The sequence below is a fragment of the Pseudoalteromonas sp. SWXJZ10B genome, assembly GCF_015864475.1.
Lineage (GTDB): Bacteria > Pseudomonadota > Gammaproteobacteria > Enterobacterales > Alteromonadaceae > Pseudoalteromonas > Pseudoalteromonas arctica.
On the sequence record NZ_JADYXD010000029.1, the window covers coordinates 1 to 23,242 of the forward strand.

At 40.2% G+C, this 23,242-nt stretch carries 22 protein-coding genes and 1 tRNA gene; 10 read left to right on the top strand and 13 right to left on the bottom strand.

The window, feature by feature from the left end:
• Positions 1-118: 118 nt before the first annotated feature.
• Together I6F54_RS18225 and gloB are read right to left on the bottom strand one after the other, a co-directional pair.
• Complete coding sequence (locus I6F54_RS18225) at positions 119-1,699, bottom strand: LysM peptidoglycan-binding domain-containing protein (RefSeq protein WP_197142560.1); 1,581 nt, start codon at positions 1,697-1,699, stop codon at positions 119-121.
• Between the two features lie 144 nt (positions 1,700-1,843).
• On the bottom strand, positions 1,844-2,617 hold the full coding sequence (gene gloB, locus I6F54_RS18230; protein WP_197142562.1) for a hydroxyacylglutathione hydrolase: 774 nt from the start codon (positions 2,615-2,617) through the stop codon (positions 1,844-1,846).
• A 53-nt stretch (positions 2,618-2,670) separates the two neighbouring features.
• On the opposite strand from gloB, the gene I6F54_RS18235 reads away from it, so the two are divergent.
• Positions 2,671-3,444, top strand: coding sequence for a class I SAM-dependent methyltransferase (locus tag I6F54_RS18235; protein ID WP_024593678.1), 774 nt, complete (start codon positions 2,671-2,673; stop codon positions 3,442-3,444).
• Here the strand turns inward: I6F54_RS18235 and rnhA are convergent.
• Positions 3,441-3,905 (bottom strand): ribonuclease HI, encoded by a 465-nt coding sequence (gene rnhA, locus I6F54_RS18240; protein ID WP_007378210.1) that lies wholly within the window; start codon positions 3,903-3,905, stop codon positions 3,441-3,443. The two genes, I6F54_RS18235 and rnhA, sit on opposite strands and share 4 nt — an antisense overlap.
• A 68-nt stretch (positions 3,906-3,973) precedes the next feature.
• On the opposite strand from rnhA, the gene dnaQ reads away from it, so the two are divergent.
• The 3 genes from dnaQ (at position 3,974) to I6F54_RS18255 (ending at position 6,241) form a co-directional block, all read left to right on the top strand.
• Positions 3,974-4,687 carry a DNA polymerase III subunit epsilon gene (dnaQ, locus tag I6F54_RS18245; protein WP_165728593.1) on the top strand — a complete coding sequence of 238 codons (714 nt, stop codon included), beginning with the start codon at positions 3,974-3,976 and terminating at the stop codon, positions 4,685-4,687.
• Between the two features lie 9 nt (positions 4,688-4,696).
• A complete protein-coding gene (locus I6F54_RS18250; RefSeq protein ID WP_197142564.1) occupies positions 4,697-6,067 on the top strand; it encodes a TIGR03503 family protein in 1,371 nt (456 codons plus the stop codon).
• Positions 6,068-6,164: 97 nt separating this feature from the next.
• A tRNA-Asp gene (locus I6F54_RS18255) sits at positions 6,165-6,241 on the top strand.
• A gap of 285 nt (positions 6,242-6,526) precedes the next feature.
• Here the strand turns inward: I6F54_RS18255 and I6F54_RS18260 are convergent.
• Both I6F54_RS18260 and fadE read right to left on the bottom strand, forming a co-directional pair.
• Complete coding sequence (locus I6F54_RS18260) at positions 6,527-8,452, bottom strand: S9 family peptidase (protein WP_197142566.1); 1,926 nt, start codon at positions 8,450-8,452, stop codon at positions 6,527-6,529.
• Positions 8,453-8,700: 248 nt separating this feature from the next.
• Positions 8,701-11,157 (bottom strand): acyl-CoA dehydrogenase FadE, encoded by a 2,457-nt coding sequence (gene fadE, locus I6F54_RS18265; RefSeq protein ID WP_197142568.1) that lies wholly within the window; start codon positions 11,155-11,157, stop codon positions 8,701-8,703.
• A gap of 325 nt (positions 11,158-11,482) precedes the next feature.
• Here fadE and I6F54_RS18270 point away from each other — a divergent pair, with 325 nt between their 5' ends.
• Positions 11,483-12,247: a class II glutamine amidotransferase gene (locus tag I6F54_RS18270; RefSeq protein ID WP_165740353.1), complete on the top strand. Its 765-nt coding sequence runs from the start codon at positions 11,483-11,485 to the stop codon at positions 12,245-12,247.
• 31 nt (positions 12,248-12,278) lie between these two features.
• Here the strand turns inward: I6F54_RS18270 and I6F54_RS18275 are convergent, their stop codons facing one another.
• From I6F54_RS18275 to cmoA, 5 genes are all read right to left on the bottom strand, one after another.
• Positions 12,279-13,013, bottom strand: coding sequence for a DUF3108 domain-containing protein (locus I6F54_RS18275; RefSeq protein ID WP_165729317.1), 735 nt, complete (start codon positions 13,011-13,013; stop codon positions 12,279-12,281).
• Positions 13,014-13,029: 16 nt separating this feature from the next.
• Positions 13,030-13,677, bottom strand: a complete 648-nt coding sequence (purN, locus tag I6F54_RS18280) for a phosphoribosylglycinamide formyltransferase (protein WP_002959994.1) — start codon at positions 13,675-13,677, stop codon at positions 13,030-13,032.
• Positions 13,677-14,729 (bottom strand): phosphoribosylformylglycinamidine cyclo-ligase, encoded by a 1,053-nt coding sequence (purM, locus tag I6F54_RS18285; RefSeq protein WP_165729296.1) that lies wholly within the window; start codon positions 14,727-14,729, stop codon positions 13,677-13,679. Before purM ends, purN begins: the two co-directional genes overlap by 1 nt.
• A 191-nt stretch (positions 14,730-14,920) precedes the next feature.
• Complete coding sequence (gene cmoB, locus I6F54_RS18290; RefSeq protein WP_138488804.1) at positions 14,921-15,889, bottom strand: tRNA 5-methoxyuridine(34)/uridine 5-oxyacetic acid(34) synthase CmoB; 969 nt, start codon at positions 15,887-15,889, stop codon at positions 14,921-14,923.
• Positions 15,890-15,901: 12 nt separating this feature from the next.
• Entirely contained in the window at positions 15,902-16,627 is a 726-nt protein-coding gene (cmoA, locus tag I6F54_RS18295; RefSeq protein WP_007378000.1) for a carboxy-S-adenosyl-L-methionine synthase CmoA, read from the bottom strand.
• A 116-nt stretch (positions 16,628-16,743) separates the two neighbouring features.
• Here cmoA and I6F54_RS18300 point away from each other — a divergent pair, with 116 nt between their 5' ends.
• Both I6F54_RS18300 and I6F54_RS18305 read left to right on the top strand, forming a co-directional pair.
• Complete coding sequence (locus I6F54_RS18300) at positions 16,744-17,430, top strand: DUF3334 family protein (protein WP_197142570.1); 687 nt, start codon at positions 16,744-16,746, stop codon at positions 17,428-17,430.
• 164 nt (positions 17,431-17,594) lie between these two features.
• Complete coding sequence (locus tag I6F54_RS18305; protein WP_197142572.1) at positions 17,595-18,368, top strand: hypothetical protein; 774 nt, start codon at positions 17,595-17,597, stop codon at positions 18,366-18,368.
• Between the two features lie 20 nt (positions 18,369-18,388).
• Here the strand turns inward: I6F54_RS18305 and I6F54_RS18310 are convergent, their stop codons facing one another.
• Both I6F54_RS18310 and I6F54_RS18315 read right to left on the bottom strand, forming a co-directional pair.
• Positions 18,389-18,889 carry a M48 metallopeptidase family protein gene (locus I6F54_RS18310; protein ID WP_165729300.1) on the bottom strand — a complete coding sequence of 167 codons (501 nt, stop codon included), beginning with the start codon at positions 18,887-18,889 and terminating at the stop codon, positions 18,389-18,391.
• 22 nt (positions 18,890-18,911) lie between these two features.
• Positions 18,912-19,760 (bottom strand): DUF72 domain-containing protein, encoded by an 849-nt coding sequence (locus I6F54_RS18315; protein ID WP_197142574.1) that lies wholly within the window; start codon positions 19,758-19,760, stop codon positions 18,912-18,914.
• 247 nt (positions 19,761-20,007) lie between these two features.
• Here I6F54_RS18315 and aspS point away from each other — a divergent pair, with 247 nt between their 5' ends.
• The 3 genes from aspS (at position 20,008) to I6F54_RS18330 (ending at position 22,760) form a co-directional block, all read left to right on the top strand.
• Positions 20,008-21,786: an aspartate--tRNA ligase gene (aspS, locus tag I6F54_RS18320; RefSeq protein ID WP_197120081.1), complete on the top strand. Its 1,779-nt coding sequence runs from the start codon at positions 20,008-20,010 to the stop codon at positions 21,784-21,786.
• Positions 21,787-21,916: 130 nt separating this feature from the next.
• On the top strand, positions 21,917-22,147 hold the full coding sequence (locus I6F54_RS18325; RefSeq protein WP_165729303.1) for a hypothetical protein: 231 nt from the start codon (positions 21,917-21,919) through the stop codon (positions 22,145-22,147).
• A gap of 16 nt (positions 22,148-22,163) precedes the next feature.
• Positions 22,164-22,760, top strand: a complete 597-nt coding sequence (locus I6F54_RS18330; protein WP_197120083.1) for a pentapeptide repeat-containing protein — start codon at positions 22,164-22,166, stop codon at positions 22,758-22,760.
• Between the two features lie 72 nt (positions 22,761-22,832).
• On the opposite strand, the gene I6F54_RS18335 is transcribed toward I6F54_RS18330, so the two are convergent.
• Positions 22,833-23,156 (bottom strand): hypothetical protein, encoded by a 324-nt coding sequence (locus I6F54_RS18335; protein ID WP_010555318.1) that lies wholly within the window; start codon positions 23,154-23,156, stop codon positions 22,833-22,835.
• Positions 23,157-23,242: the final 86 nt, after the last annotated feature.

The following is a 23,242-nucleotide window of genomic DNA, read 5'->3' on the forward strand; positions in this document are numbered from 1 at the left end:
AGTTAGTTTCCTAACTACGGATTTTGCATGATCGTTTGGATCGGTCAACCGGTCATTTTCTTAACTGATCGGCATTAAGCGCATGCGCTCCTTTTTGCTTTTAATATAGTTTTATAAATTAACTACTTCTGACATCTACTTTAAGTTTTAGCTTTTGGCCAGGTTGTAAGTATTTTTGACCGGCTAAATTATTCCACTTAATAATTTCGTTAACGCTTAGATTAAACTTAGACGCAATACGTGCAAGTGAGTCACCACGGCGTACTTTGTATGTAATAGTACGGTTGGTGCTTGCCGTTGCTTGTGGTTTATTAGCTGACTTATACACAGTTAGTTTTTGATTTAGGCGCAATACAGAGTTTTTCTTTAGTTTATTCCATTTAGCTAACTCATCCATAGTTACGTCATATTCACGGCTAATATCCCATAACGTGTCGCCACTTTTAACTGTGTGCGAAAGCTTTGTGCGAGTTGCTTTATTAGCAGCTAAACGCATCTGCTTTGGTAAATGCTCGCTATTTATAGCGCCATCAGTAAGCGGGACTAATAACTCTTGGCCTACATTAATCGTATTTGATTTGAGTTTATTAAGCGATCGGATTGCACTTGAGCTAGTTGTAAACTTTTTGGCAATTACTGATAAGCTGTCACCTCGAGCCACAATATAACGTTGCCAGCGTAATCTGTTTTTAACATCGGTGTTGGCTAGTTTTTGGCTAAATTGCTCTGCTTTGTCAACGGGCAATAATAAAGAGTGTGGTCCGTTAGGATCAGTTGCCCAGCGGTTAAAACCAGGGTTTAATCTGTATAGCTCTGTAAGCGTCATATCAGCCATGTCAGCGGCAAGCGCTAAATCTATTTGAGAGCCTACATCAACCACTTCAACCACTTGTGCATTAATTACTGGTTGCCATGTAACGTTAAAGTCATCTGAGCGCTTTAATAAATCGGCAAGCGCTAATAACTTTGGTACGTAGGCTGTTGTTTCGCTTGGTAAATCAAGAGACCAAAAATCTGTAGGTAAATGCTTTTTACGATTATTTTTAATCGCGCGCATTAAACGCCCTTCACCTGAGTTGTAAGCCGCAATTGCATTTAGCCAATCGCCGTCAAGTGTTTTATGTAAATACGACAAGTAATCAAGTGCTGCACGAGTCGACTGCACTATGTCGCGACGACCGTCATACCACCAGTTTTGTTTTAAATCGAATCGCTCACCGGTTGCTGGCATAAATTGCCAAATTCCCGATGCGCTGCGATTAGAATAACCAAATGGGTCAAATGCGCTTTCTACAATAGGGAGTAGGGCAATTTCTATTGGCATTTCGCGTTTTTCTACTTCTTCAACAATAAAGTGTAAGTAAGGTTCTGCACGTTTAGAAATACGATCTAAGTAACTTTGGTGGCGAGCGTAATAATTACGCTCGGTAACAACAGGGCGGTTTTGTGGTATTTCGATAGAAAGTTGGTAGCGAATTCGCTCCCATACATCGTCAAATACAGGGGCTTCTTGCTCGTCAGGGTCAACTTGTTGATATTGTGCGTTTACCATCAATGCATTGTTAATGTCGTTTGGACTTGCGCCTTCGAGTTGTTGATTTGCTTGCGTGGCGACTTGAGAATCTGAGTCTAGAGTTGTCATAGTTTGACAACCACTTAGCGCTAACGCCAAGGCTACTAATAGGGAAGATTTATTCATAAATACCAATACATCGGGTAAAAAACTCGGCGAATACTACCTGTTATGAGTTAACATTGCCACTTAATGACTTTTTTAAACGCAGGGATAGAATCATCACTTTAATTTAAGTTAATGATTCTAATTGATTTTTAAACCTATGTCTTAAAAATTGTCTTTGAACTGTCTCAGACTAGCAAAGTTTCCCCAAGGTTCATTGTTTTTTGTAACCGAGATAAATTTCTCCGGGACTAGTTCTGTAATGGTTGGCAAGTCGCTACGCATAAATGGATTTATTTTTAGCTCTTGTCCAATAGAGGTAGGTAATGAGATTTGATCATTACTGCGTAATTCATCTACTTTTTTACTGTACGCGAGTAACTCAGGATTACGTGGTTCAACTGCTTTTGCAAAAGCAAGGTTAGCTTGTGTGTATTCGTGAGTGCAATACACAACACAGCTTGCAGGCAGCTCTCTTAGTTTATTAAAAGATTTCCACATTTGCTCCGGCGTGCCTTCAAATAAGCGCCCACAGCCACCGCTAAACAATGTATCGCCTGTAAAAGCAAGTTCATTATTTGTATAACAAATATGATCAAGCGTGTGCCCAGGAGTTGCTAAAATAGTAAAGTTTACATTAAGTACGTTAATGCTCTGACCATCAGTAAGTGAATGAGTGATACCTTTAAATGGGCTATTAGCAGGGCCATAAACCAATATATTTGGATAAGCGTCAACTAATGCAGCTACGCCATCGGTATGATCGTAGTGATGATGCGTAATTAAAATACCTCCGAGCGTTAGGTTATGCTCAGCTAAATGCGTTAATACGTTCTGTGCTTGGCCAGGATCGACTACCCATGCTTGGTTACTGTTATCGGTAGTTAAACACCAAATGTAATTATCAGAAAAGGCTTTAATTGCTTTGACTTGCACCATGGTAAATTGCTCTATAAAGTGACAGTTAACGCATAGTATAACGAGCTCAAAAAATGAAACCAGCCCTTAGTTTTCAAGAAGGACCCAAACCACTGTCGTGGCAGCAGTTTCCTCATGGGGATTATTTGCGCACAGACATCGAACGAAAGATGGAGCAATGGCTGCCGCGTATGTTTGGCTATCATATGCTTAAATTGGGTAATTTAAGTGGTGAATTAAACACAAGTATAAGTACGATTAAACATCAAGTGTGTGTTGCAGAGCCTGGGCCTTATACAGGCGTAGTGGCTGACATAGATGAATTGCCATTTTACGAACACAGTATTGATGCCTGCATACTAAGTCACTGCTTAGAGTATCATTCAGACCCACACCATATTTTACGCGAAGCGCATCGCACGCTCATTCCGGGTGGCTATATAGTAGTGACTGGCTTTAATCCGTTTAGTTTGTGCGGACTTGCACAAATGTTGCCCTTTAGTGGTCAGAAATTACCATGGACGGGGCGCTTTTTTACACCCGCACGGGTTAAAGATTGGCTAAATTTATTGGGTTTTGAAATTGTAAGTGATGAACGTTTTATTTATTCATCACTGGCAAGAGGTAATAGGCTATCAAGGTTTGAGTTTTGGCGTACCTTTGCTAAACAGTATTTAAAACCGATGGGCAGTGTTTATATGCTGGTGGCACGAAAAAGAGTTGCGCCACTTACGCCAATAAAACCTAAGTGGCATGCAAGGCCGCAGTTTGCACCAGTAAAAGGGGCAGGGCTTAGACAAACCTCTAAGCAGCATTACAAAACGTGCGACCAAGAAAATAATCGTTAAGGCTGATAGCCTACATCTTCTAGTAAATCTTTACTGCCAGCGGCATCGCGTGCTAAATCGTCAACTATTTCGTTGTACTTATGGCCGCTATGCCCTTTAACCCATTTCCAGGTTACATTGTGCTCGCTACAGGCTTTATCTAGGCGTTTCCATAAATCGACGTTTTTAACCGGCTTTTTAGCTGATGTTAGCCAGCCACGTTTTTTCCAGTTAGTGATCCACGATTCAATACCTTGCTTAACATATTGGCTATCGGTTGTTAGGTTTACTTCGCATTCTCGAGTGAGTGATTCTAGGGCTACAATAGCCGCGAGCATTTCCATTCGGTTATTCGTTGTGAGTTTATAACCTTGGCTCATTTCTTTTTCGTGGCCGTTATAAATCATAAAAATACCATAACCGCCGGGGCCTGGATTACCTAAACATGAGCCATCGGTGTAAATCTCTACGGTTTTTTGCACTGTTTTACCTTGATCTTATGTACAATAAAGTGATTATAGAAAGATACCAGAATCAGGCTAAATTCGATATGGCACGTAGACAAATAGTTTTAGATACAGAAACCACCGGCATAGACCCTAAACAAGGGCACCGTATTATAGAAATTGGGTGTGTGGAGTTAGTAAATCGCCGTTTAACAGGCAATAACTTTCACGTTTATATAAATCCACAACGGCCAAGTGAAGAAGAAGCAATAGACGTTCACGGTATCACTAACGAATTTTTACGTGATAAACCGTTGTTTCATCAAATTGCCCAAGAGTTTTTCGACTATATTGAAGGGGCAGAGTTAGTTATTCATAACGCGCCGTTCGATATAGGCCATATGGATAACGAATTTGCGCTACTTAATCAGGGCTTTCCTAAAACAGATACTTTTTGTCAAGTTCTCGACACGCTTAAAATGGCGCGTGACTTGCATCCAGGTCAAAAGAACAATCTTGATGCATTATGTCGTCGTTACGATGTAGATAACGGTAAACGAACGCTTCACGGCGCGCTACTGGATTCTGAAATTTTAGCCGATGTTTACCTTGCCATGACGGGCGGTCAAACAAAGCTAAACTTGAATCAAAATAAAGATGACGGCAGCGAGCAACAGAAGGGCGGTATAAAGCGTTTAAATAGTGATAGAGCCCCATTAGTTGTTCTGCGAGCAAGCGACGCTGAGCAAAGCGCACACGAAGCACGATTAGATCTTGTAAACAAAGAAGGCGGCCAATGTATATGGCGCGCTGAATAAGGCGATTTAATGAAAACGATGTATTTTGTAACAGCGTTATGTGCAGCTAGTTTATTTACTGGCAATGCATATGGCGTAAAACAAGTAGAAGTGCTCAAGCGCGATGGGCATCAAAATGAGATCCCTTTACTTGATAATCGTTTTCGCATAGATAGCAAAATTGATGAAATAACACTGCTCTTTTTTAGAAAGTCAGGCGCACCTGCTGTTATTTTAGTGCGGCCCGATGGCAGTAAGTACTTTGCTACTGACTCAGTTAAAAACCCTAACTTAGATTGGTTTGACGAACTCAGCTACGATTTAGTCACCATAAAAAAACCAATGGCAGGTCCTTGGCAAGTCATAGGCAGTATTTTACCCGACAGTAGAATAGTTGTATTAGGCGAAATATCTCTTGAGGCAGAGCCTCTTCCTTCAATGTTGTTTAGAGGGGAGACAATAAAAATCACTGGTAAAATACTCAATGACGGTGAGCCAATTAATACAAACTTATTTAGAGATGTTGTTAGCCTTAATGTTGACTTTGTAAGCACCAACAACGAAAGCTTTGCTAACTTTGGCGCAGGCACTCAAGAAGTCGCTGAATTTAAAGACGATGGACGCGGATTTGACGAGCGTCCTAAAGATGGTGTGTTTACCGGCGAGTTTACTTTAGATTTTCCTGCAGGTGAATGGACACCAGAGCTTTACGTTGCAACTCCGCTGCTACAGCGCCGTATTGTGCAAAATACAATAGAAGTGCACGAACCGCCTTTTGTAACCGAGGTCGCGTTAGCAGAGCAAGACACTGACGATCATTTACTGACTATAAATATAGATCCCAATATTGTTAAGCCAGAAACAGTCATCATTCAGGGAAAAATTTATTACCCTAATAACGAAGAGCAAATGTTTACTATAGATGCTGCAGCTAAAGACTCACGCCAGCTTAGTGTTAAGAATTATGATTGGGGTAGGTATAGCGTTGAGTTGTCTGTTTTTGGCACTAATATTAATGGCCGCGAATTTATGGCAACGCTACCAACGTATAAATTTGAGATAGAACGACCTATAGAAGCAGTGCCCGAAATTGATCCTGCAACGATTATTACCCCAGATAAAATGATTGAGAGTGAACCGGTTGAAGAAAAAATGGCCACATCTACAATTATTAGTTTAATTGTAGGCTGCAATACGCTCATTTTATTACTAGGTTGGTTAGCAATTCGTATTTTTGTGCAGAAAAAGCCGATTAAATTTAAAGTGAAGCTACCTTTTTTAAAGAAAAAGAAAACAAGTGAGGGTGATGCTGCCGACACAGAAAAAAATCAAGTCGGTAAAAATGGCTCAAAAAATGACAAATCAGGTGAAATTTTAAACCTTTCGATGACAGATGACTAAAAAACCTATAAAAAAACAAAAAAGCCCTTGACGAAATAGGGGTTGGTTCGTATTATTCACGCCGCTGTCAGGGAGACCTAAACAGCAACGAAAATATGGAGTGGTAGTTCAGTTGGTTAGAATACCGGCCTGTCACGCCGGGGGTCGCGGGTTCGAGTCCCGTCCACTCCGCCACTTGTTATTTCCTCAATAATAAGTTTATAAAATTCTTGATTAAAAAATTTAGTAAAACATTCTGCGGCTATCAGCTATCAGCTATCAGCTATCAGCTATCAGCTATCAGCTATCAGCTATCAGCTATCAGCTATCAGCTATCAGCTATCAGCTATCAGCTATCAGCTATCAGCTATCAGCTCTGACCCCGATGAAGTAGGAATAGGGTTTTAGGCCAGTATAAAAAAAGCCTGCACTTTTTAATTCAAGCGCAGACCTTTTATTTTTACTTTGTGAGCCAAATAGCTACTTTAAGTATGTGTCTAAAAAGTTTAAATAAGCGTTAGAAGCACTGATACGGTTTTCTTTTTTAGTAAAGCCGTGGCCTTCATCGTCAAACAATACATACTCTACAGGCACGCCATTGGCTTTTACCGCAGCAACCAGTTCATCACTTTCTACTTGTAAAACGCGCGGATCGTTTGCACCTTGGATCACCATTAATGGTTTTGTAATGTTTTTAGCATGAAATAAAGGTGATATAGCACGATGGCGCTCACCGTCTGTTGCAGGGTCGCCCATTTCATCGTATAGGGCTTTTTTAAAACTTTCCCACCATGGTGGAATAGAGTTGAGCGTTCTTACCCAGTTAGTAACCCCAAAAATATTAATACCTACTTTGAATTCTTCTGGCTCAAAAGCAAGTGCAGCAGCAGTCATAAACCCGCCGTAACTACCGCCCATAATGCCAATTTTGTCACTATCGACCCAATCTAAGCTTTGAAGATGCTTTTTACCGTACACAATATCTTGTAAGTCATCAGTGCCATGCTTTTTGTCATCCAAGTGAAAAAAGGTTTTGCCATATCCTGAGCTACCACGATTATTAACTGCAAAAATTGCATAGCCATGATTCACTAAGTGTTGCTGCGCAGCACTGTAGCCAGTGCGACTTTGCCCACCAGGGCCGCCATGCACCCAAATTAGTGCTGCTACTTTATTTGTACTACTCGCTTGTTTAGGCTTATACAGAACACCTGGTATCTCTAACCCATCAAAACTTTTAAAGCGTACAATTGTACTTTCTACCAAGTCATTTTGATTTATTTCTTTGCTAAGTGAATTAGTTAATTGCTTGGCGCTAATATCACCCACTTGCCATACAAATAAATTGCTTGGGGATGTGTCAGAGTTTAAATAAAACGCCATGGTTTTCTCGTCACTTGAGAAGTTTACACTGCGTAAATTACCATTGGGTAGGGTGGGCATAGCTACGTTTTTATCTGTACGAGTATCTAAAATAGTTACTTTAGTACTGGCATCTGCATTTACTCCACTTACCTGATAGCGTCCAGATTTAGAAAAATAAATAAAGTTCACGTCCCAGTCATCTTCTAAAGCTGTACTATGGTTACCCGTTGCTAACTCATAGCGCCACACTTGCGAAAACTCGCCTTTTGCGTCTGTAGAGTAATATAAATATTTACCATCAGCAGAGAAGGTTTCAGGCGTATATTGTGCGGGATTGTCGTGCTTTGATATAAGTTGTGGTTTGAGGGTTTTTTTATAAGTGTCGAGAATGTAAGTATCACTGTCTCTATTCGTATTATTTTTAGATAAAGCAATAAAGCGACCATCAGGACTAATGGCGCCGACATCTAATCCGAGCTCATTTTGATAAACCGAGGACACTTTATAGTTGTCACTATCTACGCTATATAAATCCATAAATTTGGCGTCGCGTTGATTACTTGTGATAAAAAATTGGCTGCCGTCCTTTGTAAAACCAGCAAAGCTGGCTCGTGTTTCATCCCCCGGTGTTAAGTCTTTCATTGAGCCATCAAGTTGTTTTACATAAATGTGGTATCGCTCGTTACCGCCAGAATCTTTAGTAAATAGTGCGCGTCCATCATTAGGGAAGTAGCGTACAGGGTAGGTACTGTCTTTAAAATTAGTGAGTTGAGTTTTATCGCCTGTATTTATATCAATTTCATACAGGTTATAAATGCCGCTTTCATCGCTACTTACTAAAACTTTATCACCGCTTGGTGCAAAACTATTGCCCATAATTGATGTAGTATCAAAGAAAGTTTTAGCGCTGTATGTTTCAGCTGTTTGTGCTTTTATGGTTGATTTATTACCAATATCAGTTGTATTGCTTGATTGGCTACAGCCTGCCAACGCAAGTGTGATTGCACATGCCAGTGCGCCAAAATTAAGTGTTTTATTCATTAATACAGTCCTTGGAATATAGTTAGCGTTTTCAAGTGTTGATCGTACGTTTTTTAAACGCAAGTTTTGGGCTTAAAGATGAGATAATAAAGTGTTACAAAGCATGTGCTCTATTACTGATTGGGAAGTAAGTTTTTTAAAGTGGTGGTGGGATTTATAGTTCAAGCAGTAGCTAATTGGTAAAAAACACACAAAAAAGCCAGCGCATTAGGCGCTGGCTTTTAGTATTCAAATGCTTACTTAGTTAATTAAGCGGCATCAGCTTCTTTTTTAACGCTATTACGTGCGGCTTTGCCTGCAAGTAAATCAGCAGGGTCAAAGTCATCAACGTTAATAACATCTAAACGAGATTGCTCAACAGCAGCTAGTTTATCAGCCTCTGCTTGGCTTAATATGCCGGCTTCAAGACCCATTTGCGCTACTTTATCAAGCTGGAAGAATGGCAGTTTAAGACCTTTTTCTTTGCATACACGGTCAAATAATGGCTCAACAGCAAGTACGTCTTTAAGCGTTTGCTCTTGACGACCTACAAGGTTAAGCGGCTCATTTGTTAAGTATACATAGCTTGCTAAACGGTTACGCGTTTCACTAGGTACTTGTAGTAGTTGCGCAAGTTTATGCTCAAGTTGGTCAGTTGGTTTACGAACCGGGCGACCAAACGGGAATAACAATACTTTTAACACGGCACGTAGTGGAGCCGAAGGCATGTTATTAATTAAATCAGCAAGTGCACGTTGGCAATGGTAAAGGTGATCTTGGCAACTCCATTTTACTAGAGCAAAATCTTCTTTTTTACGGCCTTCATCGTTGTAACGCTTAAGCGTTGCAGACACTAAGTATAAGTAACTAAGTAAGTCACCTAAACGTGCTGAAATACGTTCTTTACGTTTTAGTGAACCACCAAATACTGCCATGCTAATGTCTGACATAAGAGCAAGTGATGCACTAAAGCGTGACGCTATACGGTAAAACTCAGCGGTTTCGTCGTTGTACGGCACACTTGTAAAACGAGCGCCGGTAAGAGCAAGCCATTTAGTACGTACAAGGTTCGACATAGTAAAACCAATGTGACCCATTAGCGCTTTATCAAATACATTAAGCGCTTCTTCGCGGTCTTCTATTTCACATGCACCAAGCTCTGTTAGTACAAATGGATGACAGCGAATTGCACCTTGACCATAAATAATCATATTACGGGTCAAGATGTTTGCACCTTCAACGGTAATGGCAATAGGTGCACCTTGATAGCCACGACCTAAATAGTTATTTGGCCCAAGCATGATGCCCTTACCGCCAAGTACATCCATTGCATGAATAGTTGCATCGCGCATTTGCTCTGTCAGGTGGTATTTAATAATGGCAGAAACAACCGATGGCTTTTCGCCTAAATCAACCGCACCCGTAGACATACTAACCGCAGCATCAGAGCTGTAAGCGTAACCAGCTAATTTAGCTAGTGACTCTTCAACACCTTCCATTTTACCAATAGGTAAACGGAACTGACGACGAATGCGGCTATACGCACCTGTCGCAATAGCAATCATTTTGATACCACCGGCAGAGTTTGACGGCAATGTAATTGCACGACCAACCGATAAACATTCAACCAGCATACGCCAGCCTTGACCAGCCATATCTGGACCACCAATAATGTAATCAAGTGGTACAAAAATGTCTTTACCGCGAGTTGGACCATTTTGAAATGGTACGTTCAGCGGGAAATGTCGACGACCAATTTCAACTCCAGGCGTATCCGTTGGAATAAGTGCACAGGTAATGCCTGGCTCTTTATTGTCGCCAATTAAGCCATCTGGATCTTGTAACTTAAACGCAAGACCAAGTACGGTAGCAACTGGGGCAAGTGTAATGTAACGCTTATTCCACGTTAAACTAACACCCACAACTTCTTCACCATTCCATTGCCCTTTACATACCACACCGTAGTCAGGAATTGAGCTTGCATCAGAACCCGCTTCTGGCGAAGTTAACGCAAAACATGGAATTTCTTGACCGCTCGCTAGGCGCGGTAAGTAATGATCTTTTTGTTCTTTTGTACCATAGTGCTGTAATAATTCACCTGGGCCTAAAGAGTTCGGTACACCAACAATTGACGAAAGTAATGTTGATTTACTTGTTAGTTTTTGAAGTACACATGACTGTGCAAATGCAGAAAACTCTAAACCGCCATATTCTTTTTTGATGATCATGGCAAAGAATTTATTATCTTTTAGATATTGCCATACATCTTGAGGAAGGTCGGTTAGTTCGTGCGTTGCTTCCCAATCGTCCAACATGCTACATACTACTTCAACAGGGCCATCAACAAAGGCTTGCTCTTCAATAGTAAGTTTAGGAACTGGGTATTGATGAAGTTTTTTCCAATCTGGGTTACCACAAAATAAATCAGCTTCCCACCACGTTGTACCGGCATCAATAGCTGATTTTTCAGTATCAGACATGCTTGGCGTTACTTTTTTAAACATAGCAAAAATTGGCTTGATAATATATTGCTGACGAATGCCAGTAACAGAAAGAGGAACCGCGATGATCAAAAAGATCAACCAGCTAATTAAACCAAAAGCACCCGCAAAGGTACCAATTAATAAAGTTATAGCTGAAACACCAAGTGCTGTGTTCCAACTTGCTCTGTGGTAAATCGCAGTGCAAAGCAACGCGATTAAAACCAGTGTAAATATGAGTGTCATTTTTATTCCTTAATAGAGGTCAGACCACCTCACTTAGAGTAGCGCTAGTAACAGTAATTTTCAAGTACATAACGATGTTAAATTGTAGTAGAAAGTAACTTAAATACGATATTTAATTACCCGACAGAGGAACGCTTAATTACTATCGTATAGTCAAAGCGTTAGCTGCAAGTATTGTTAACGTAAAAATAAATAAATCTAATAGCAAAATGACACTTTTTAAGTAAGTATAGTAATTATAGTGGGCTGTAAATTAGTGTACGCCTAATGTAAAAATATAACGCTATTTATTTTTAATGTATGGTTTTTAAGGGTTATTTTATTAATGTGTGAATTACTTGGCATGTCAGCCAACGTGCCTACCGATATTTGTTTTAGTTTTTCAGGCCTTTTAGAGCGTGGTGGAAATACCGGCCCACATAAAGATGGGTGGGGTATTACGTTTTACGAAGGTAAAGGCTGTAGAACCTTTAAAGATCCTGAGCCGAGTTATCAATCTGAAATAGCAAAGCTCGTTAAAGCATACCCAATTAAAAGTGTCTCGGTTATTAGCCATATTCGCCAAGGGAACCGCGGTAGAGTGTGCCTTGAGAACACCCATCCGTTTACACGAGAGTTGTGGGGGCGCGAGCTCACCTATGCACACAACGGGCAACTATCAAATTATCATGATTTAAAAACAGAATATTATCGCCCTGTGGGGAACACCGATAGCGAACTCGCTTTTTGTTGGTTGCTTGATAAAATTCGCGAAAAATATCCAAAACGTCCAAGTAATATGGCGTCAGTTTTTAGATACGCGGCTAAGCTCTCGCATACGTTGCGTGAAAAAGGGGTGTTTAATATGCTATTGACCGATGGGGTGTTTGTTTTAGCGTATTGCACTAATAACTTACATTACATAACGCGCCGTGCGCCATTTGGTAAAGCAACGTTGATTGATGCCGACATGGTGGTTGATTTTCAACAAGAGACCACACCAAACGATGTAGTAACAGTAATAGCCACTAGGCCATTAACTAATGACGAGCGCTGGCAAAAAATGGAGCCGGGGGAATTTGCATTGTTTAAAATGGGTGAGCTAATTTAGCCCACCTATTTTATTACTGATTTATTTAAAGCTAGTTAGCTTCTTGAGGTTGTTGTGCTGTAGCAGGCGCAACAGCTGTAGGTGCAGTAACAGTAAAAGAATTCATTTGAACTTCAAACTGCTCCATACCTTTCTCGCCTTTCCACATACGTACCAGCATGTAATCCATTTCTGGCGCAAACCATGCAATTGCTTGGCGTTTATCGTTATCGTATAAACGCTTTACTTTAATAGCTTCTACATTACCGATGGGTAGGGAGATCATCTCTTTTTCAACAACTTCAAAGTTGTAGTCGCGTCGGTTACCTTTTTTATCAATAAGCGGGAATGAAAAGCTTGTTTCGCCTTTTTTCAATCCTTCGCGCACTTGCACTTGGTACGAAATAGCATCCTGAAAGTCATCAGTCCATTCGCATTTAAGTGGGTATTCGCTAGCGCTGCTAGTCACTACTTTGTTTGTTGTGTCAAAATCAATTTTATAATCTTTATCTGGGCCTGTACCGGTGCGGATCATATTGTAATGATGCGGGGTAACCTTGCCATCTTTAAAGGTAAACTTTGATGTTTCTTCACGAGAATCAGAGAAAATCATCCACTCAATATTGCTGTGGTATGTTAGTTCATAAGTATCGTCGCCCATTTTTTTGAGCTCACGAACAGCCTCACCATGATTTTTACCTTTGCGTAAAATATCGTAGTTAGCTTGATATTGGGTCAATTCGCCTGCAATTAGGCTAGTTGGAAGTAAAGCGCCCGCACATAACAGCAGGGCACTTATTTTTTTATTGTGGGTAGTGCGCGCCGTGTGCAGGAAGTTGTTTTTTGTCAAGAACTGCATAATCTGCTTCCATAGTAAGTCTGTGTTCACTGAACCACTTGACCACCAAAGGATAAATTATATGCTCTTGCTCATGCACGCGTTTTGCTAATGTCTCTGCTGTATCATCCTTGAGTACAGGTATTTGCGCCTGAAGAATAACGGGACCGCCGTCTAATTCCTCAGTAACAAAGTGAACACTTACGCCATGAACATCGTCTTTTGCATCAATTGCTCTTTGGTGGGTATTCAGCCCCTGATACTTAGGCAACAAAGATGGATGAATGTTCAACATTTTTCCAACATATTTTTGCACTAAGCCAGGAGTAAGAATACGCATAAACCCAGCTAATACAACTAGATTTGGCATAAAAGAGTCGATAACGTTCATTAATTGCGCATCGTACGCTTCGCGCGAGTCAAAATCTTTATGACTGAGCACTTTTGTAGCAATACCGGCTTGCTTTGCACGCTCTAGGCCATAAGCGTCTGCTTTATTACTAATAACAGCCGCTATATGTCCGTTTATCTCGCCACGTTCGCAGGCATCTATGATGGCTTGTAAATTAGAGCCACTACCAGAGATTAAAACTACCAGACGAGTGGGTGCCATTACTTAGCACCACCTACAATTTCAACTTGCTCTTCGCCAGCTGCTGCATCTTGAATTTCACCAAGGTGCCATGCATTTTCGCCCAAGTCTTTTAGCATTGTTAAGCTTTGCTCAAGTTTGTCTGCAGGTACAACTAAAACCATACCTACACCACAGTTAAATGTACGGTACATTTCGTGGGTAGTAATATTACCGTTTTCTTGTAACCAGTTAAAAATTGGTGGCCACTGCCAGCTATCACCTTTAACTACTGCTTTTGCAGACTCTGGTAATACGCGTGGAATGTTTTCCCAAAAACCGCCGCCAGTAATATGCGAAAGTGCATGCACGTCAACGTTTTTGAATAACTCAAGTAAAGGTTTTACGTAAATACGCGTAGGCTCAAGTAAAGTTTCGCCTAATGTTTTACCTTCAAAGTCAGCGCTGGTATCAGCTTTTGACACTTCAAGTACTTTACGAATTAAAGAGAAGCCATTTGAATGAGGACCGCTTGAAGCAAGTGCAATAAGCTGATCGCCTGCTGCTACTTTTGTGCCATCAATAATTTTTGATTTTTCTACAACGCCTGTACAAAAGCCTGCCATGTCGTAGTCTTCACCATCATACATACCTGGCATTTCAGCTGTTTCGCCACCAATTAGGGCACAACCTGAAATTTCACAACCTTTGCCAATACCTGTAACTACGTCAGCTGCTGTGTCTACATCTAGTTTACCAGTTGCATAGTAATCTAGAAAAAACAGGGGTTCAGCACCTTGAACAATTAAGTCGTTTACACACATTGCAACCAAATCAATACCAACCGTATCGTGTTTTTTTAAGTCGATTGCTAAACGTAGTTTAGTACCAACGCCATCTGTGCCTGCAACTAAGACTGGTTGCTTGTAGCCTTCAGGAATTTCGCAAAGTGCGCCAAAACCACCAATTCCGCCCATTACTTCAGGACGACGAGTTTTTTTAACTACGCCTTTAATACGCTCAACAAGTGCATTACCAGCGTCGATATCTACGCCCGCGTCTTTATAGCTTAGAGACTGTTTTTGTTCGCTCACAGGTTTTCCTCAAAATAGTTGTTTTGGGTTGCTTAGAAACGCGCGTATTTTACAACAATTGCAAGGTCGCGGCTAGCGCAAATGTAATTTTGAAATAATTAACAAGGACACTTGTCCGCTGTCTGTTGTTTAAATAAACAAAAAAACGCCAGCAGGCGTTTTTTTAGTAATTAAAGACGTTAAATTAACAGCTATGCTTTTGCGGTTAATATGGCTCGAAGTGGAGCGGGGTAGCCTTCAATTGTTTTACTTGTATCGTTTGGATCTAAAAAGTCTATTAACGACTCGTTTTCCATCCAGTCGGTTTTGCGTTGCTCTTCAAGCGTGGTAATAGCGCAATCTTTTATTTGTACATCTTTAAAGCCAACGCGTTCCATCCACAGTTTTAATGCTGCAGTACTTGGAATAAACCACACGTTGCGCATTTTAGCGTAGCGATCAGTAGGGACTAGCACTGTATTTTCGTCGCCTTCAATTACTAGCGTTTCAAGTACGAGTTCGCCGCCTGGGCGAAGCTGCGCTTTTAACTGTGCTAAAAAGTCGATAGGTGAGCGACGATGATAAAGTACGCCCATCGAAAAAACCGTATCAAACGCTTTAAGTTCGGGTAATGCTTCAACGCCTAGTGGCAGTAAATGTACGTTTTCGTCTGGGTTGTAGTGTTTAATTGCCTGAAACTGACATAAAAATAAATCAGACGGATCAATACCCACTACAAACTCTGCACCTTCACCGCGCATACGCCATAAATGATAACCAGAGCCACAACCAATATCTAATACGGTGCGGCCTTTTAATGGCTCAATATGAGGCAGGAGTCTGTCCCACTTCCAATCACTGCGCCACTCTGTGTCTATTTCAATACCGTGCACACTAAATGGGCCTTTGCGCCATGGCATCATGCGTTTTAATAAATGCATGGCTTGCTTTTGCTCGCCATCACTCATCTCCCCTGGGGCGCCAATTTCTACCTTAGTAGAAATATCAACGTGCGAAGTTGCCACCTCTGGTAAGTTTTTAAGTACTTTTTGCCATTTAGGTAAATCGCCATGGCTAGCCTCGTTTTGCCAATGTTTTAATTGTGCAGGCAAGGTTTCTAGCCAGTGACTAAGTGGGCTTTGTGCGATAGATGCGTAAAATTGATTAAACCATTGAGACATGGATGACTCTCTTTATTTAATTGCTACCATTGAGCAAAAATTAAAACATTGATACCACACTTGAGTTTGGCTAAAACCAATATCTTGTAAGCGAGTAAAGTGAGCGCTTAGTGTATCTGGGCGCATAACGTTTTCGATGGCGGTACGCTTTTGGCTTATTTCAAGCTCAGAGTAACCATTGTGTCGTTTAAAGTCGTGGTGCAAATCAATCAATAAATTGTCGCATTGCTCGTTTTCAGCTTTAATTTTTTCGCTTAACAGTAATACGCCGCCAGGTTTTAAATTAGCGTATATTTTTTCAAGTACGGCTTGGCGCTGCGCGTGTGGAATAAACTGCAGCGTAAAGTTCATTGCTACTACTGAGGCGTTTTGAATCTCAAGCTCGTTAATATCGCCCAAAGTAACAGTAACAGGCACATCTGATTTAAAACCTTGTAAATGTACCTTACAACGCTCAACCATAGCTTGAGAATTATCTACCGCTATTATATGGCAGTTATCGGTGCGAATATTTCGTCGCATGCTAAGCGTTACTGCACCCAGTGAGCAGCCTAAATCATAAAGATTTGAGTTACTTTGCGCGTATTCACCCGCAAGTTTACCCATTGTACTTACAATAGTTGCGTAGCCAGGCACAGAGCGCTGGATCATATCTGGAAAAACTTCGACTACATTTTGGTCAAAGCTAAAATCTTTTACTTGTTGCTCAGAGGCATAAATACTGTCTTTTATGGTCACGAAGGCAGTCTCTTTGTAAATAATGGCGCTATTTTAACATTTTATACTGGATAGTCAGTGATAAATTCAGTAGCTTGACTAGAATTATGAATAATAAGTATAAAAGAGAAGATTAAATGAGCAAAAGTAAGGTCATCAGCACAGACGATATATTAGCAACCCTTTGTCATTCAGTGACAGGCGTACTCACATCAGCCAGCGGTAATGGTATTAGCTACTCAGCCATGGTGCAAAAAATAACACGTACATGTATGCGACCAGATATTGGCTGCTTTGTTTTATTTGACGGCGGTTTTACCGGTCTTGTAATTACCAACTTTACTTCGCAAGCGGCGATGGAAATTTATGGCGATTACATGCGCAACATGGGAATGCCAGAGAATGAAATAGCGCATAGCCATTTATCAGACGACGTATCAAATGTATTAGGCGAGCTGATGAACCAAATTGTTGGCGACTTTACGTCTAAAGTGCGTGAGCAGCTTCATACTTCTATTACGCAAAACCAGCCAAAAATGATGGCCATTAACAAGCAAGTGCAAATATCGGTAGATACCACGATGGATCGCCCACAAGCACGCCGCGTAACATTCACCACAAGTAAACAAAATATCTTTTACTTGGAATTAGCGATGGATAAAACAGAGTTTATTAAATTACACGACTTTGATATTGCAGAAGCGCTAGACCCAGACGACATAATTGAAAACGAAGCACGTAAAAAAGCGGATAAAGAAAAAGCATCTACCGCAGTAGAGCAAGATGATGCAGATGACGACTTTATGGCAGGCTTAGGACTTTAAGTTTATTACGTAGGTTGGTTTGAGTGAAACGAAACCCAACGTTTGCTCAGCTATCAATTTTCAGTTATCAGCCTTCAGTAGGTTGATACGACTGCATAAAAACGCGATTTGATATCGCGTTTTTTTATTCATAAAAATTAAAATTTAAGGGAAAGGGCGATTACATGGCAGTTATCGATAAGAAAAATAATAAAATTTTTAAGGGGGTTTTGATTTCCCTAATTGTATTAGCAATAGCTTCAATGGTTGGCATATTTACACTTTGGTTCAAAGGTTTAGGTGTAGGGTACGGAGGGACTTCAGAGACTTGGTCACACTTTGGTAGTTTTTTTGGTGGAGTGCTCGGTCCGATACTTTCTTTTTTATCTTTTACTGCGATTATATATACCGTTTATCTTCAATCGGATAGTAATAAAGTTCAAGCTCTAGCAAATAAACAGGCAGCAGAGGATAGGCTTGCTTCTGAAAAGTTAGCTATTGAGTCTCAAAAAGACCAACGTGATGCATTCCAAAAGCGCATAAAGCATGAAAAACAGCAACAGTTGCTATCATTTTTCATTAATACTTTTGATGAACTTGAATCACTAGGTTGCGAAGCTGTTCAGGATTTAACAGAAAAAAATGAAGTTGGGCTAGCTACCTTATCATATAGAACCACTTCTTACGCTTGGAAAGCACACTCTACGTCGCTAGTTTTAAAGAGATACCTTGATAAATTTGATAGTGAAAGTGCAGAATTTATTCATATATACGCAACTAAATGCTCAGGACAGATAAATAACTTTAAAGAGAATATCGAAATATATCGAGCTTGCTTGAACAATAGTGCTGAAGAATTAGCTAGGATGTTAAGTGAATCGCAAGAAACACATCGAAGATTTGAAGATTCTCTACAAATTTTGAAGGATAAATACATTTCAATCTGGGAAGAGAAGTAACAATGGAAACTGATCTGAGATTACAAGCCATACGGATTCTCTCCCATCGCCACTACCACACAAAATATCCTTAAATCTAATTCCAATTGGTGGTAACTCGGTTCCATGTGGCAGCAAAGTTGGTAAAAGCCTTTGTTATGGTCTTTCTCTTTAAAATGGGCGAGCTCGTGAACTACTAATGCTTTCAGTAGTAGCTCGGGGGCGCGCAGCAAGTCGCTGTTAATCGCTAAATCGTGCTTACGGGTTTTACCTTGCATACGGTAAGTGTGCGTACCTAATGCATTGGTGACCATGTCGCCTTGTTTTTTAAATGCAGCGCGACCAAACGGCGGGGCGTTTTTTAAATATTGTTTTTTAAGTTCGGTGGCGTAGCTATAAAGTAGCTTATCGCTGGTTATGGTATGCGCTTGCGGGTATTTTTTAAGTAAGTAGTTACTTACCTTTTTGTTGTTGATTAGGCTTAATACCTGCTCAACAATGTTTGCAGGGTAGCCGGTAAAGTAACGTGCGTATTCACTCATTTATATTCTCTAATTTTATTGTTTAAAAAAGTGCCGGCTGGTGGGCTTCTTTTTCGCCAGTAAAGGGGTTTAATGCTTTGTGATTATAACCTAGGTCCTGGCAAAACTGGCGAGCTAATAACGGCGCTTCTCGGTTATCGGCGGTATGAAAAAACACATACGGTGTTTTACCTTCATCAAGCCATTGTTTTACTTTGCTCAGCCACGGCTTATAAAAGGGTTTATAGTCGTTTTGCAAATTGGCTATTACAAAGCGTGCCATAGGCTGCGAGCCTGTAGCAATAGCGTGCACTGGTAAATGAGGTTTTTTTTGCTGTGCATCTATTAGCGCTTCGGTTGTTGGTTTTACGGCAAATAGAGCGCGTGTATCCATTGATATGCGATTTATATTGTTCGCCATTAATAGCTGATTAAGCGCTATTTCGGCTTCACCTTTTTTGAAAAATGCAGTATGACGTACCTCTACACCGTAATTAATCTCTTTTGGTAACAGGCTAATAAACTGTGCGAGTTTGGGTAAATCGTTTGGGCCAAAGGCTTTTGGCAATTGCAGCATGATTTGCCCCGTTTTTTCTAAAATAGGGGAGAACAAGTTAAGCCAATCAGTAAGCTCGGTTTGTATATTAGTAAGGTGTAGTTCATGGCTAAAGCGACGATTAAACTTAAAAGTAAATTTAAAATCGTCGGGTACGCTATTTCCCCAGCGCAATACGGTGCTTGGCGATGGATCGGCGTAAAAGCTGGTGTTGCCTTCAACAGAATTAAAATGTTGGGCGTATTGGCTAAGCATATCGGCGTTTTTACATTGGCTTGAAAATAAATTGCCTTTCCATGCATTACTCGACCACTGCGGGCATCCAATATATAACATACAAACTAGCGCCTTATTATAAAGTGGCGATAGTGTAGCAAATAACAAAACGAGCTGCTGTAAATTCAGGGGTAAAAGCCGTACACGCCCTAGCATCTTAATGTTAGTTGAGTATAATGCAGGGCTTAATTTGATTATTTTTAGATTGCTAGCGGCTTTATTTGTATTGTGGTGACCTGTTTTTTAAATCACACGCCTTAAAACAAATAACTTTAACCGTTTAAGCCTTTTATCTGACAGGAAAACTATGCGCTCTATATATTGCGGACAGCTAAATAAAACTCACGTAGATCAAGAAGTAGAACTATGTGGCTGGATCAACAAACGACGTGACCTTGGTGGACTTATCTTTGTCGATTTACGCGATAGAGAAGGTTTAGTACAAGTTGTATTCGACTCTGACATTGAAGAGTTAATGAGTTCGGCTAACACACTTCGCCAAGAATTTTGTGTTCAGTTAAAAGGTGTTGTTCGCGCACGCCCAGACAGCCAAGTAAATAAAGACATGGCAACTGGAGAGATCGAAATTTTAGGTAAAGAGCTTAATATTATTAACCGCTCTGAGCCATTACCACTTGATTTTAACCAAGTAAACTCAGAAGAGCGTCGTTTAAAGTACCGTTACTTAGATTTACGTCGTCTAGAAATGAGTGACCGTATTAAATTACGCGCTAAAGCAAGCAGCTTTGTTCGTCGCTTTTTAGATGAAAACGGCTTTTTAGACATCGAAACGCCAGTACTTACTAAAGCAACGCCAGAAGGCGCGCGCGATTACTTAGTACCGAGCCGTGTTCATAAAGGTAGCTTTTACGCATTACCGCAGTCGCCGCAGTTGTTTAAGCAATTGTTGATGATGTCTGGTTTTGACCGTTACTACCAAATTGTTAAATGTTTCCGTGATGAAGATTTACGTGCGGATCGCCAACCAGAATTTACCCAAATAGATATAGAAACCTCGTTCATGAGCTCTGATCAAGTACGTGGTATGACTGAAAAAATGATCCGTGAGATGTGGCAAACATTGTTAAACGTTGATTTAGGCGATTTCCCAATCATGCCTTACAGCGAGGCAATGAGCCTTTACGGTTCTGATAAGCCTGATTTACGTAACCCAATGAAATTAGTTGATATTGCTGATTTAGTAAAAGACGTAGAGTTTAATGTTTTTTCAGGTCCGGCTAACGACGAAAAAGGCCGTGTTGCTGTATTAACAGTACCGGGTGGCGCTAAGCTTTCTCGTAAACAGCTTGACGATTACACTAAGTTTATTGGTATTTACGGCGCTAAAGGCATGGCGTGGATGAAAGTAAACGACCACACTGCAGGCGCTGAAGGCGTTCAATCACCAGTGGCTAAGTTTTTAAACGAAGACGTAATTACTAAATTGCTTGAGCGTACTAATGCACAGTCGGGCGATATTATTTTATTCGGTGCCGATAAGCGCAACACAGTAAATGAAGCTATGGGCGCACTGCGCGTTAAGATTGGTGTTGATTTAGAAATCACTAACCTTAATAGCTGGGCACCACTTTGGGTTGTAGATTTCCCAATGTTTGAAGAAGATGACGAAGGCACATTACATGCTGTACATCATCCATTCACTGCACCAAAAGATATTACTGCAAGTGAGCTTGAAGCAAACCCAGCAGCAGCAATTTCAGATGCCTACGACATGGTATTAAACGGCTACGAAGTGGGTGGCGGTTCGGTGCGTATTCATAATGCAGATATGCAAGAAACCGCATTTAGAATTTTAGGTATTAACGAGCAAGAGCAACAAGACAAGTTTGGCTTTTTACTTGATGCACTTAAATACGGCACACCACCACATGCAGGTTTAGCATTTGGTCTTGACCGTTTAGCAATGCTTTTATGTGGTACCGATAACATTCGTGACGTTATTGCTTTCCCTAAAACAACACAAGCATCGTGTTTATTAACTAACGCGCCAAGTAAACCTAACCTCGATTCGTTAGCTGAGCTTGCAATTAGTGTTGTAGAAAAAGAAGTATCAAGCGAAGAGTAATTTTTGCTTAGCTTTTAAGCTAAATTTAAAAACCCTTAAGTTATATGCTTAAGGGTTTTTTTGTGGTTAAATTTAAAGCAGTTTAAAGGTTTGTGCCGATTGCTATTATCCATATTGAAAAGGAGTTCTTATGTCGTTTCATCTAACCTTATTTGGTGAGTTTTTAGCTTTTTTTATTATATTATGCATCCCTATTTTTGCTGTAATTAGCTACAAAATAGGTAAGCGTAAAAGTACTATGCCAGGTGTTTTAGCGTTTGTGGGTGGCTGTTTTGCGCTATTTCCATTGTTTGGTTTAATTTTTATTGCAGTGCTTGCTCTTAAAAAAGATTTACCTAAAAATAATGGCTACGCAGGTTAAATCTAATAGGTAAATTGTGTTGTTAAGTAACAATAAACAGTATTTTGATGAGCAATTTAATGCTTTGCAGTACGCAGAGCAGCTAACTGAAAACTCTGAGTTTGAAGAATGTATATTTATCGATTGCGACTTTTCAGGGGGGCAGTTTAAAAATTGCCGATTTATAGAATGTAGTTTTAAAAACTGTAATTTATCGTCACTTAAATGGAACTACAGTTCGCTTGAAAATGTAAGTTTTAGCCACTGTAAATTAAATAGTTTGCAATGGGCTGATGTAGATTGGCCAGCGCTTAGTATTAACGCACCGGTGAGTTTTAATTATTGTGAGCTCAGTAATAGCTCTTTTTTTGAATTAACCCTCAAAGCCCTCAAACTAACACACTGCTTTGCCAAAAATGTTGATTTTAGACACGCTGATTTAAGCAGTAGTGAATTTACAGGAACAGATTTTCGCGATAGTGAGTTTTTTCAAACTAACTTAACAAAATGTGATTTTGTAGGTGCTACAGCGTTTAATATAGATTTGAATAATAATATCTTAGCGAATGCTAAGTTTGATCGCTTCGAAGCACTTAATTTGCTTACCAGCCTTAATATAGAACTATGTGATTAATTTAGTTTAATATAATTACATATCTAGAAGCGACAGCTTGGCTGGGCTTCTAGATACTGCGTGACTGGGTAATTAACGGCTTGGGCCATTTTTATTACGTGCACTGGCAAGCTGTCTTGCGATTTCTAATAACGCAGGTGAAATATCTTCAGCGCCATCTTTAATTAGTTTTGTAACGTCACCTGATGAAAACAAACCGTCACGTGGTGATTTAATACCTAACTCACGTACAAAATCCTTCGTTTTACCAGTGCTGCCTGTTTCAATAAACTTAAAAATAATACGTTCATTGTTATTTTTAGCAGGTGCTTTTAGTGTTTCGATTTCGTCATGTATTGCAGTTAGTTTGTCTTCTAGGATTTCTATACGTTCTTGAATGCTATTGTATGATTTCATTTATTGGATCTTTTACTAAATATATTAAAACAATGGCGACTATTATCGCATAGTTTGACAATAGAGAATGCAAACCTATAAAGTAA